Below are 12,616 nucleotides of genomic sequence, written 5' to 3' on the forward strand. Positions count from 1 at the left end.
ACATGTTTAAATAAAAACGATTCTTTTCTTGGAAAATAGTTCACAAACTTTAGCGGAGTTGTTAAAATGATTAAGGAATAATTTTCACAAACTAGAATCTGAATTGGAGGAATCTATTAATGGCAACGCGTAAAATTCCCCGTGCCACGGCTAAGCGGTTGCCGGTCTACTATCGGTATCTGAACGTTTTGCTTAACGCCAATAAACGACGCGTCTCATCGACTGAATTATCAGAGGCGGTTAAAGTTGATTCGGCAACGATTCGACGCGACTTTTCCTATTTTGGCGAATTGGGCAAGCGCGGCTATGGCTATGATGTGGAAAAGCTTTTGAACTTTTTCAAGGGGATCTTGAATCAAGATAAGCTGACCAGTGTGGCTTTGGTCGGGGTCGGCAGTCTGGGCAGCGCCTTGATGAACTATAATTTCCACCAAAGCACGAATCTGCGGATCAGTGCAGCTTTTGATCCTAAACCAGCCTTAGCCAATACCGTTAAGAGTGGGATTCCTGTCTACCCGGTTGGCGAGATGAAAAAGCAGCTGCAAGAACAGCAGATTGATGTCGTTATTTTAACGGTACCTGGCGAAAAATCGCAGGCCGTTACTGATGAGTTGGTCGAAGCAGGGGTTCATGGTATCTTGAACTTTACACCGGTTCGTCTGTCAGTGCCAAAAGACGTTCAGGTACAAAATATTGACCTGACCAATGAACTGCAGACGCTGATCTATTTTATTGAAAATAACAATACTAAAGACAGTCAAAAATAACTCAACGCATGGCGAGCAATCGTCATGCGTTTTTTGATAAAAAGTCAAAAAAAGTTAAAATGCCGTTAGAATGGTAACTAAAGCGTTTTCTATAAAATAATAGTCAAAATTGGTCAAAATAATTGTTGCATTTTAGCAAGATCATGATATAGTAGATCATGTAATTAGCACTTGGGTGATAAGAGTGCTAAAAAATATCTGAATTATTAATGATGATTGATGGAGGGATTAACGTGTTAAAACCATTAGGAGATCGCGTTGTTCTTAAAGCGGAACAAGCTGAAGAAAAGACGGTTGGCGGAATTGTTCTGGCTAACAATGCCAAGGATAAGCCAACGACGGGTACGGTTGTAGCAGTTGGCGAAGGCCGTTACCTGGACAATGGTCAAAAAGTTGCTCCAGCCGTTAAGGAAGGCGACCGCGTCCTGTTTGACAAGTACGCAGGCAATGAAGTCGAATACAATGGTGAAAAGTACCTGGTCGTTCGTGAAAAAGACCTGGTTGCCATCGTTGACTAAGTAGACTTGTTTTCGCATTCGATCAATATTAATGAGGTGAAAATCTAAAATGGCAAAAGAAATTAAGTTTTCTGAAGATGCACGCAAGGCAATGCTGCGTGGGGTAGACAAGCTGGCCAATACGGTTAAGACGACGATCGGTCCTAAGGGTCGCAACGTTGTTTTGGAACAAAGCTATGGCGCGCCTACGATTACTAATGATGGGGTTACGATCGCCAAGAACATTGAATTGGAAGACCACTTTGAAAACATGGGTGCTAAGCTCGTTTCTGAAGTTGCTTCTAAGACCAACGACAACGCCGGTGACGGTACGACGACGGCAACCGTTTTGACGCAAGCAATCGTTAACGCTGGGATGAAGAACGTTGCTGCCGGTGCTAACCCAGTTGGTATTCGTCGCGGTATCGACAAGGCTACCAAGGCTGCCGTTGAAGAACTGCACAAGATGAGTCATGAAGTGCAAAGCAAGGATGACATTGCACAAATTGCCTCCATTTCTGCTGCTAACCCTGAAGTCGGTGAACTGATTGCCGATGCCATGGAAAAGGTTGGCCACGATGGCGTAATCACGATTGAAGACAGCCGTGGCGTTGACACGACGGTTGACGTGGTTGAAGGGATGAGCTTTGACCGTGGCTACATGTCTCAATACATGGTAACCGACACGGACAAGATGGAATCTGATCTGGACAATCCATACATTCTGATCACTGACAAGAAGATTGGCAACATTCAAGACATTCTGCCATTGCTGCAGGCTGTTGTTCAAGAAGGCCGCTCGCTTTTGATCATTGCTGATGACATTACCGGTGAAGCTCTGCCAACCTTGGTATTGAACAAGATTCGCGGGACGTTCAACGTTTGCGCGGTTAAGGCGCCAGGCTTTGGCGATCGTCGTAAGGCTCAATTGCAGGATATCGCCATTTTGACTGGTGGTACCGTAATCTCTGATGACCTGGGCATGAGCTTAAAGGATGCTACGATTGCTCAACTTGGTTCTGCCAACAAGGTTACCGTAACCAAGGACAACACGACGATCGTTGACGGCAACGGTGCTAAGGATGCAATTGCTGAACGAGTTGAACAGATCAAGCAGGCAATTGCCAACACGACTTCTGAATTCGACAAAGAAAAGCTGCAGGAACGTCTGGCCAAGCTGTCTGGCGGGGTTGCCGTAATCAAGGTCGGTGCTGCTACTGAAACGGAACTTAAGGAAAAGAAGTACCGCGTTGAAGATGCTTTAAACGCTACGCGGGCTGCCGTTCAAGAAGGCTTCGTACCTGGTGGTGGTACTGCTTTGATCAACGTAATTCCTGCCTTGGAAAACGTTGAAACTGAAAGCGACGATGAAGCAACGGGTGTCAACATCGTTAAGAAGGCATTGGAGGCCCCAGTTCGTCAAATCGCTGAAAACGCTGGTGTTGAAGGCTCAATCATCGTTAACCGTTTGAAGAGCGAAAAGCCAGGCATCGGCTACAACGCTGCCATTGACAAGTATGAAGACATGGTTGCGGCCGGCATCGTTGACCCTACCAAGGTTACGCGCTCGGCACTGCAAAACGCTGCTTCGGTATCAGCAATGCTTTTGACTACTGAAGCCGTTGTTGCTGATAAGCCAGAACCAAAGAATGATCAACCAGCTGCTCCTCAAGGCGGCGCCGGTATGATGTAATCCATTGCCAAACAATGAATAAAAAGCGTCTCAACATTATTGAGGCGCTTTTTTGCGTTTGACGGGCGCTTAGTGGTATTCTGTTATGTATGTTCATTCAAACCAATGGGCGCTATTTTATTTAGTGGAGTATTTTTATGTCATCAAAAATGCCTAGTCAGAAAATGTCTTTAACATCAGTCATTTTACTGGCTCTGAATTCATTGATCGGATCCGGATGGCTGTTTGGTGCTGGCGAGGCAGCTAGGATTGCCGGACCAGCAGCGGTCATCTCCTGGATTTTAGGGGCGATCATCATTATGGTGATTGCTTTTAATTACGTTGAACTGGGTGCGATGTTTCCTGAAAGCGGCGGAATGAGTCGCTACGCTCAGTACAGTCATGGCCCGCTTTTAGGTTTCGTAGCGGCTTGGGCCAATTGGGTCTCCTTGATTACACTGATTCCCATCGAAGCGGTGGCTTCAGTACAGTATATGAGCTCATGGCCATGGAGCTGGGCTAATTGGACGCGCAGCTTCGTCAGTCATGGCAGCATTACTAATCAAGGGCTGCTGGTGGTCTTTGCGTTTATGATCGTTTTTACGCTGATTAATTTCTGGTCAGTTAAGATCTTGACGCATTTTACTGGTTTGATCTCGATTTTTAAGCTGCTGATGCCAACCTTGACGATCATTGTGTTGATGCTGAGCGGCTTTCACACCAGTAATTTCGGGCAAGGCATCCATGAGTTTATGCCTTATGGCAGCCGCTCGATTTTTGAAGCAACTACGGTAGCCGGAATTATTTTTTCCTATGATGCCTTTCAGACGGTTGTCAATCTAGGTGGTGAGATGAAAGATCCACAAAAAAACATCTATCGTGGCGTTGTAATCTCATTGACGATTACGGCAGTATTGTATATTCTGCTGCAGATTACCTTTGTAGGGGCGGTTAAGCCATCACTGCTAACGGCGCACGGCTGGCATGGCATTGATTTTGCCTCGCCATTTGCAGATCTGGCAATCTTAATGGGAATCAATTGGCTGACGATTCTGCTGTATATTGATGCGTTCGTTTCGCCATTTGGAACCGGGGTTGCTTTTGTTACCAATGCTTCCAGAACGCTGGCGGCAATGGCACGCGGCGATCATTTGCCGGCCTGGCTGGGACGACTTCAGCGACGCTATATGGTACCACGTTTTGCCATGATCGTTAATCTGATTCTGGCAGCGGTTTTGGTCTGTATTTTCCGTAATTGGAGCGCGCTTGCCAGCGTCATCTCGGCCTCGACTCTGATTGCCTATCTGACTGGACCGGTAGCTGCGGTTGCGCTTAGAAGAATTGCACCCGATCTTAAGCGGCCGTTTGAGCCTCGATCTTTAAAGTGGATGGCGCCTTTGTCATTTGTTTTGACCAGTCTGGCGATCTATTGGGCAATGTGGCCAACGACGATTGAGGTGATTTTTGTGATCTGTTTGGGTCTGCCAATCTACGCTTATTATGAGATTCGCTATCATCATGCTTCATGGAAGACTCAAATGAAAGGCTGCGGTTGGCTGCTGGGCTACCTGTTGTTTATCTCGGTGATGTCTTATCTGGGCAGCGATGGTTTTGGCGGTCAGAATTGGATTCGGTATCCATTTGATTTTGTCGTGATCATTTTGTGCTCGCTGGTATTTTACTGGTGGGGAGTCAACAGCAGCGTCAAAGGTGAAGATCTTGAATTGGGACGGCACGTCAATGCTCATGTTGATCAGTAAAAATAATTTTCTAAAACTGCTGCGTGATCAATCTGCCCTGGGTGGTATTAACCATTTACGTGGTGTAGAATAACTATTGACTTTATATTTTATAATAGAGTGAAGGAGAAAAAGAATATGTGGCGGTATTTAAAACGCGTCCTCATCGGTAAGCCCTTGAAGACGCTGGATGAAGGCCAGGCCCATTTGACAAAGTTTAAAGCTTTGGCCTTGTTATCGTCGGATGCTTTATCATCCGTTGCTTATGGTACTGAACAGATTACGACCGTTTTGGTAACACTGTCGGCGGCGGCAATCTGGTATTCATTGCCGATTGCAGCGTTGGTTTTGATTCTGTTGGTGGCAATTACCCTTTCCTATCGGCAGATTATCAATGCCTATCCCAGTGGTGGTGGTGCCTATGTCGTAGCCACCGAAAACTGGGGCCGCACAGGTGGCTTGGTTGCCGGCGGGTCGCTGCTGGTTGACTATATGCTGACGGTTGCGGTTTCGACGACTTCTGGTACGGAAGCGATTGTTTCTGCGGTTCCGCAGCTTTATAAGTATTCGGTGCCGATTTCAGTGATTATCGTCCTTTCGATTATGATTCTGAATCTGCGGGGATTGAGCGACAGCGCCAATTTCTTAACGGTTCCGGTATACTTCTTTATTATCATGATTACCGCAATGATCATCTGGGGCTTTTTCAATATTGCCACTGGTCATCTGACTTATCATGCAACGGCCTCATTTGGAACGCCGGTTGCCGGGATGTCGGCTGTCCTGTTTATTCGGGCTTTTTCAGCCGGTTCTTCCTCATTGACTGGGGTTGAAGCTATTAGTAATGCCGTACCTAACTTTAATGAACCCAAAAAGAAGAATGCTGCTAATACTTTAGCAATTATGAGTCTGATTCTGGCGGCATTCTTTGGTGGGATTACGTTCTTTAGCTACTACTTCGGTATCGTGCCAAATTCCCATGCTACCGTGCTTTCGCAGATTGGTTCCGTAATCTTTAATGGCCACGGGATTGGATTTTATCTGCTGCAGCTTTCTACGGCAATGATTCTGGCCGTAGCTGCCAATACCGGTTTTTCGGCCTTTCCGATCCTGGCTTTTAATATGGCTAAAGACAAGTATCTGCCGCATGCCTTTATGGATCGTGGGGATCGTTTAGGTTACTCTAATGGAATCATTGCCTTGGCCATTGGTGCGATTGTAATGATTTTGATCTTCCATGGTAAGACCAATATGCTGATTCCTTTATATGCAGTTGGCGTTTTCGTTCCGTTTACGCTTTCGCAATCTGGGATGATCATTCACTGGTTCCGACACCGGCAGGGACACTGGCTGGGCAAGTCGACGATCAACCTGGTTGGGGCATTGATCTCGGCATGTTTGGTGGTCTTCTTGTTCTGGCAGCATTTCGGCAATGTTTGGCCATACCTGATCATCATGCCGGCTTTGCTGTTTATGTTCTACAAGATCCATAATCACTATATTAAAGTTGGCATGCAGCTGCGAATTGCGGAAAAAACCAAAGTTCAGCTGCACGATTATGATGGCTCGACGGTGATTGTTCTGATTGGTAACGTTACGCGGGTTACCAAAGGCGCCATCAACTACGCCCGGTCGATTGGTGATTACGTGATTGCCATGCACGTCTCGTTTGATGAGAACCCTGGTAAAGAACACAAGACGGCCAATGAGTTTAAGGCCGAATATCCTGACGTGCGGTTTGTCGACATTCATTCCTCATACCGTTCAATTGCCAAACCGACGCTGCGTTTCGTCGATGTCGTTGCTAAAAGGGCCGCTGCCAAGAACTATTCAACAACGGTTCTGGTACCGCAGTTTATTCCAAACAAGCCTTGGCAGATGGCACTGCATAACCAGACCAGCGTCAGATTGCGTGCCGCTTTGAATTCACGCGAAAATATCGTGGTTTCAAGCTACAACTATCACCTGCATGAATAGATGAGCGGGATGGTTTTAAGCCAATGGAAAAATTTTTTAAAAATCGGCAATGGCTATGGGCAGCGATGGGAGCAATCGGCATCTTTCTGATTTCGAGTTTTTCGATTCGCCATCAGCATTTTGTCTCTGATCTGGGCGGCTTTTTAGGCTGTCTGTTACTGGTTGGTGCCTATCTGGGGTTCAACTGGCCAAAGATCAAGCAGCACGATGTGAAAACCATTGCTTCCATGAAAATGATCTTAGTCCTGGTCGCAATTTTAATTGTGTTAGAAGCAGTGCAGCAGCTGCTGGGTTAATTTGAAAGAACTGGCATTGAAGCGTCAATGCCAGTTCTTTTTACGTTGAGTTTATGATTTTATTTTGACATTTGATCAATCAGATTCTAGTATAAAAATGTTAGCTGGCTAACAAAAGGAGAGGTATATGCACTATTTAGAAAAACAATTGCATCAGACTGCCAATCATTTGGGTTGGAATTTTGATCAATTTGCTGCTGAGTATGATTTAACGGGACAGCAGCTTTCAACGATTGACTTTTTGGCTAATCAGCCGCAGTGGCAAAGTACGCAGCATGCCATCGAAGTAGAATTCAATATTAAGCGTTCAACGACGACTAAAATGCTGCAGCGGATGGAAAAAGCGGGACTGATTGTCAGAAAGACGGCCAATCAGGATCACCGCAGTAAAATCGTTGCCTTGACGCCGCATGCCAAGCAATTGGCTAAGACAGCGCGCCAATATTTAATAATGCGCCAGCAGCGCTTGGAAAAACGGTTCTCGCCTCAGGAGCTGGCAATCTTTGAACAAATTTTGGCATATCTGCAGGAAAAGAGTGATGTTGGTGAAACAAACGGAAAAAATCAATAAACAGGTCTATGCGGCGATCCTGGCAACAGGATTGATGTCGTTTAGCGGCGTGATCGTGGAAACGGCTATGAACATAACCTTTCCTACTTTAATGCGCGAATTTGATATTGCGACGAATACGGTTCAATGGATGACCTCGATCTATCTTTTAATCGTGGCAATCATCGTACCGCTATCGGCAGTCTTGAAGCAGTCTTTTACAACCAAAAGCCTGTTTTTATGCGCCAACCTTTTGTTTATCATTGGTGCCTTGATAGATGCCTTAGCGGGAAATTTTGCTTTTCTGCTGATGGGGCGGGCAATTCAAGGGATTGGGACCGGGATTGCCTTGCCGTTGATGTTTAATATCATATTGGAGCAGGTACCGCAAAGCAGGATTGGCTTTATGATGGGACTGGCCAATATGATTACCGGAATCGCACCAGCAATCGGGCCAACTTTTGGCGGGATTGTCGTCAGCAGTCTGGGCTGGCGCTGGGTCTTTTACTTTTTGCTGCCGTTGCTGCTGGTCTCATTGGGGCTGGGAATCTGGGGCATTCAGCAAAAATCAGCGATTCAGCGTCAAAAAATTGATGGCATCAGTTTTGCTGGCATTGCCATGATGTTTACCGGCTTGGTTTTTGGCTTCAGCAACCTTAGCAGTGGTAAGCTGTTCAGTTGGCAGGTTGGCGGTTCGCTATTGTTTGGCCTGCTTGGCATGATGATCTTGATTGTCCGTTCGCTTAGAATTGAGACGCCAATCTTGAATCTGAACCTGTTTAAGAACCATGCTTTTTCTGGTCATGTGCTGGGCTTTTTCTTAACGCAGATCATTTCGCTGGGCTTTGCCTTTTTATTGCCTAACTATATTCAATTGGTCAATGACAATTCAGCGCTGCTGGCTGGAATGCTGGTCTTACCAGCTGGATTCGTCGGCGCGTTTTTTGGTCCATTTGGCGGTCGCATGCTGGATAAGTATGGACCGCGCAAGCCGATTCTGGCCGGTTTTGCCAGCTGTGTACTCTCATTGACGCTGTTTACAGTCTTTAGTCGTCATTTGGATAATTCATTCATTATGCTGATCTATATTTTTTATATGGGCGGTATGGGGCTCTGCATGGGCTGCGCCATGACCAGTGCGTTGAACACACTGCCATTTGATGAACGAACACAGGGCAATGCCATTATGAACACGCTGCAGCAGTTTGCTGGTGCAATGGGGACTTCGCTTTCGGCGACGGTGGTGGCTCAAAGTCAGAATCACCTGCGGATTGGAACTGCCAACGCCACGGCAATTGGAACCCAGCATGCGTTTGTTATGCTGTTAATTTTTGGACTGATTGTATGGCTGAGCTACTTTGAATCAGTTCCTAAAGCAAACTAAGCCAGCCAGCCAAACCAAAACAGCCTTGTCAGTGGGAAATTCCATGCTGGCAGGGCTGTTTTGCAATTATTGTTTTTGATAGGGCAGTTCATGAATCCGAGTTGGCCCTTTTTTGATTGTCAATTGGTCGTTAAAACGCTCAGTCAGCTGATTCAGTAGTTCCTCAATCTGGGATTCGTCAACATAGACACTGACGATTACGCTGGCGCCGTATTCTTCTTCGGCAATTTCCAGGTTTGCCTGTTTCAAATAATAAAGCAGCGAGTCATGCAGTGAATAGGCGACATCAATCTTTAAAATTGCCTGCTCAACGCGCTCAACCAAACCAGCCTGTTCGATTGCCTGGGAGACTGAATTGCTATAAGCCCGGATCAAGCCGCCAGCTCCCAGCTTAATGCCGCCAAAGTAGCGTGTTACTACTGCTAAGACGTTATGCAGCTGATTGGCCTTGAGCGCCTCCAACATTGGCACGCCGGCAGTTCCGCTTGGCTCGCCATTATCGCTTTCTCGCTGAATCTGATCATGGTCGCCGATCAGGTAGGCAAAGCAGTTGTGGGTCGCCTTACGATGCAGCTTATTGATCTTGGTAATTGCTGCTTGGGCCTGTTCTTCTGATTCAACGCGAAACAGGCTGCAGATAAAGCGAGATTTTTTGATGATAATCTCATTGGTAGTATCTTGGGCAATGGTTAAAAATGGCGTGGTCATAAAAATTCCTCTTTGTTAATTTGATTTGAATCCATGCAATTTGGCATATGGTATCTTAAGGGGGCTTTAAAATGATTGAAGACTATTTTGGCCGGCGGGTCCTGGTGCCAATCGTTGACATGCCAAGTAAGCCATCAGCTAAAATTGAGATCTTACCAACGATCAAGATTGTAAAAAACGTGGCTGTCTGTCAGCGATGTGGTGCCAAAAGCAGGTTGACAGATGCCGCATTGCCAAAGCATGAGTATTATTGTCCAGTTTGTTTGAATCTGGGACGAGTTGATACATTGAGTAAATTTTACCATGTTGCCGAGCCAAATCAATTTAGTGCGCCATATCCGCAGCTGATTTGGCAGGGAAAACTGTCGCCGCTGCAGTCTGAAGTTGCTGAAACGGTAACGGCGAGCATGCGGCAGCACGAAAAGCGTTTGATATGGGCGGTAACGGGAGCCGGTAAGACGGAAATGATGTTTAAAGGTCTGGCTGATCGTTTGCAGGCAGGTGAGCGAATTGCTTGGGCCTCGCCGCGAGTTGACGTTTGTCTGGAGATTTATCCCCGTTTGAACAAGGCTTTTCAAAACTGTAAGATTGCACTGTTATACGGCCACGCCAAAGAAGCCTATTGCTATCGGCAGCTGACTGTTTGTACCACCCACCAGCTGCTGCGTTTTTATCATGCATTTGACAACCTGATCATTGATGAGGTCGATGCATTTCCGTTTGCTGCCAATCCACGGCTGTTTTTGGCAGCGCATAATGCCGTCAAGCCAAATGGAGGCATGATCTTTTTAACGGCCACGCCTGGACGAGAATTGCTAAATGCGGTCAGCAGGGGGCGATTGGCGGTCAGCTATCTGCCTTTACGCTATCATGGACATCTGCTGCCAATGCCTAAGGTCAGTCTGGTTATAAACTGGCGCCGTCAGCTGCAGGCGGGGCATCTACCGATCAGAGTCAAACAGATGCTTTTGCATGAGGTTAAAGCTCATCAGCGTTTTTTGCTCTTTGTACCGCATGTCAAGGATCTGCCGATGGTTAAAACGGCTCTGCAAAACGACTTGGCAACGAGTGAGTTTGTGACCGTTCATGCCAGTGATCCGCTGCGTCAAGAAAAGGTTCAGGCGATGCGTGAGCAAAAATATCTTTTTTTGGTGACTACCTCGATTTTGGAGCGGGGCGTTACGTTTCCAGGAATCGATGTGATGATTCTAGGGGCTGATGATGAAGTGTTTTCCGCATCGGCACTGATTCAGATGGCTGGACGAGCTGGCCGCGCCAAAGAACGCCCCACTGGCACCGTCTGCTTTTTCGTGGGTGCAATGAGTCAACGCGTCCGTGAAGCATTACATCAGATTGCCTATATGAATCAAAAGGGGGCGCGGCTGCTTGCTAAAATGCCTGCTTTGCGGCGCGACGATTGAAAGCCGGCCGACTTTAAAACAGCTGCTGCTGCCAGGAAAGCCGCCTGAGCCGCGTATCTGTCCACAATGCCGCAGTCATCTCTTGTTGCGATCAAACGCGCATCCCTGTCCTGGTTGTGGACGAATGCTGGCGCCGAAAGAATCGATCTGTTGGGAATGCCGGCAATGGCAGCGTCAATATGGCTGGCTGCTGAATAATCACAGTCTGTATGTCTATAACGGTCTGATGCGGGAGTTTATGAAAAAATTTAAGTTTCAAGGCGACTATGGCCTGCGTTTTGTTTTTCAAGAGACGTTTAATCTTTTTCTGCAGGAATTTGCGTATGATGTCTTAGTGCCGATTCCAATCTCGCCGCATACCTGGAAAACGCGCGGCTTTAATCAGACGACGGCACTGCTGACGCTGCCTTATACCGAGGCCTTAAAAACGATTGCGGATAATAAGCAAACACAATCAGCCAAAACACGGGAAGAACGTCTAAAAACACCACAGATTTTTGAATTAACGAATCCGCAGAAAATTGCTCATCAGCGGGTTTTACTGGTTGATGACGTGTATACCACTGGTCGCACGCTGTATCATGCGGCCGTACTGTGCCGACAGGCTGGCTGTCAGACCGTTAGCAGCGCGACGCTATCCAGTTAAGATTCTGTAAACGATTACAAATTGAATTTGTCTATTAGAGCAAATTCATCTATAATAGAAATAGGATATGAGAAGAGTGGTCCTTCTGATATCAATCAGAACAAGCTTTTTGCTTGGACTGGAAGGAGATGAATATCTGTTGGCAAATCTGGCGAACATTGCGTAATAGCAGATAAATGGCGCAAGCAACCAAGCCATTTTGAAATAGCTGCGGCAGAGGCTATCGCCGTAGACAGCTGCTTGAGGCAAGAGCAGTCGTCTTAGGAGTCATTGACAGGCAGAATCACTTGTCGGTGGTAAACGCAGTGAACGTGAGTGAATCGCGTTAAGCGTCAGGATTTGGATAACAGAGAAGTGCAATGCTAAAATTCAATATTCGTGGTGAAAACGTCGAAGTTACCGAATCGATTCGCGACTATGTCATCAAGCGGATCAGCAAACTGGAAAAGTTCTTCGAAGATAACGTTGAGGCAAATGCGCACGTTAATCTAAAGGTCTACCCTAACAAGACCTTCAAAGTTGAAGTAACGATTCCGCTCCCATACTTAACGCTGCGGGCGGAAGAAACTTCCAGCGACATGTACGGCAGCATTGACTTGGTTACCGACAAACTGGAACGTCAAATCCGTAAGTACAAGACCAAGGTTAACCGCAAGTCCCGTGAAAAGGGCTACAAGAACATGGACTTTGTACCTGATGTTGAAGACGAACCAGTCAGTGACGATTTAAAGATCGTACGGACCAAGCAAATCTCCTTGAAGCCAATGGACCCAGAAGAAGCTGTCTTACAAATGGACATGCTGGGACATGACTTCTTTGTCTTTGAAGACGCTGAAACCAATGGTACCAGCGTTGTATACCGTCGTAAGGATGGTCGCTACGGTCTGATTGAAATCAACTAGTCCGTAAACAGCGGAAAGGAATGGCATTTTTAGCCATTCCTTTTTTGATTGCTCTGA

General features: G+C 46.5%; 12 protein-coding genes. 11 read left to right on the plus strand and 1 reads right to left on the minus strand.

Annotation, left to right across the window (positions count from 1 at the left end; genetic code table 11):
* Positions 1-119: 119 nt before the first annotated feature.
* The 8 genes from FC47_RS00445 to FC47_RS00480 all read left to right on the plus strand — a co-directional run bounded on the left by FC47_RS00445 (position 120) and on the right by FC47_RS00480 (position 8,882).
* Positions 120-767 (plus strand): redox-sensing transcriptional repressor Rex, encoded by a 648-nt coding sequence (locus FC47_RS00445; protein WP_033934316.1) that lies wholly within the window; start codon positions 120-122, stop codon positions 765-767.
* Between the two features lie 233 nt (positions 768-1,000).
* Positions 1,001-1,285, plus strand: coding sequence for a co-chaperone GroES (groES, locus tag FC47_RS00450; RefSeq protein ID WP_034541305.1), 285 nt, complete (start codon positions 1,001-1,003; stop codon positions 1,283-1,285).
* Between the two features lie 49 nt (positions 1,286-1,334).
* A complete protein-coding gene (gene groL, locus FC47_RS00455; protein WP_048345414.1) occupies positions 1,335-2,957 on the plus strand; it encodes a chaperonin GroEL in 1,623 nt (540 codons plus the stop codon).
* A 137-nt stretch (positions 2,958-3,094) separates the two neighbouring features.
* Positions 3,095-4,696, plus strand: coding sequence for an APC family permease (locus tag FC47_RS00460; RefSeq protein WP_048345415.1), 1,602 nt, complete (start codon positions 3,095-3,097; stop codon positions 4,694-4,696).
* Between the two features lie 117 nt (positions 4,697-4,813).
* Positions 4,814-6,652 carry an APC family permease gene (locus tag FC47_RS00465; protein ID WP_039945966.1) on the plus strand — a complete coding sequence of 613 codons (1,839 nt, stop codon included), beginning with the start codon at positions 4,814-4,816 and terminating at the stop codon, positions 6,650-6,652.
* Between the two features lie 23 nt (positions 6,653-6,675).
* Positions 6,676-6,948, plus strand: a complete 273-nt coding sequence (locus FC47_RS00470) for a hypothetical protein (RefSeq protein WP_048345416.1) — start codon at positions 6,676-6,678, stop codon at positions 6,946-6,948.
* 127 nt (positions 6,949-7,075) lie between these two features.
* Complete coding sequence (locus FC47_RS00475; RefSeq protein ID WP_056967517.1) at positions 7,076-7,519, plus strand: MarR family winged helix-turn-helix transcriptional regulator; 444 nt, start codon at positions 7,076-7,078, stop codon at positions 7,517-7,519.
* On the plus strand, positions 7,488-8,882 hold the full coding sequence (locus FC47_RS00480) for an MFS transporter (RefSeq protein ID WP_056967518.1): 1,395 nt from the start codon (positions 7,488-7,490) through the stop codon (positions 8,880-8,882). Before FC47_RS00475 ends, FC47_RS00480 begins: the two co-directional genes overlap by 32 nt.
* 66 nt (positions 8,883-8,948) lie before the next feature.
* Here FC47_RS00480 and FC47_RS00485 read toward each other — a convergent pair whose 3' ends face one another.
* Complete coding sequence (locus tag FC47_RS00485) at positions 8,949-9,590, minus strand: YigZ family protein (RefSeq protein ID WP_056967519.1); 642 nt, start codon at positions 9,588-9,590, stop codon at positions 8,949-8,951.
* A 71-nt stretch (positions 9,591-9,661) separates the two neighbouring features.
* On the opposite strand from FC47_RS00485, the gene FC47_RS00490 reads away from it, so the two are divergent.
* The 3 genes from FC47_RS00490 (at position 9,662) to hpf (ending at position 12,559) form a co-directional block, all read left to right on the plus strand.
* Positions 9,662-11,011 (plus strand): ATP-dependent helicase ComFA, encoded by a 1,350-nt coding sequence (locus tag FC47_RS00490; protein ID WP_006500426.1) that lies wholly within the window; start codon positions 9,662-9,664, stop codon positions 11,009-11,011.
* A complete protein-coding gene (locus tag FC47_RS10840) occupies positions 10,977-11,657 on the plus strand; it encodes a ComF family protein (RefSeq protein ID WP_235803974.1) in 681 nt (226 codons plus the stop codon). The genes FC47_RS00490 and FC47_RS10840 overlap by 35 nt, the downstream gene beginning before the upstream one ends.
* A 359-nt stretch (positions 11,658-12,016) precedes the next feature.
* On the plus strand, positions 12,017-12,559 hold the full coding sequence (gene hpf, locus FC47_RS00500; RefSeq protein ID WP_006500424.1) for a ribosome hibernation-promoting factor, HPF/YfiA family: 543 nt from the start codon (positions 12,017-12,019) through the stop codon (positions 12,557-12,559).
* The last annotated feature ends 57 nt before the right edge of the window (positions 12,560-12,616 follow it).

Origin of the sequence: Limosilactobacillus mucosae DSM 13345 (assembly GCF_001436025.1) — a bacterium.
Taxonomy (GTDB): domain Bacteria; phylum Bacillota; class Bacilli; order Lactobacillales; family Lactobacillaceae; genus Limosilactobacillus; species Limosilactobacillus mucosae.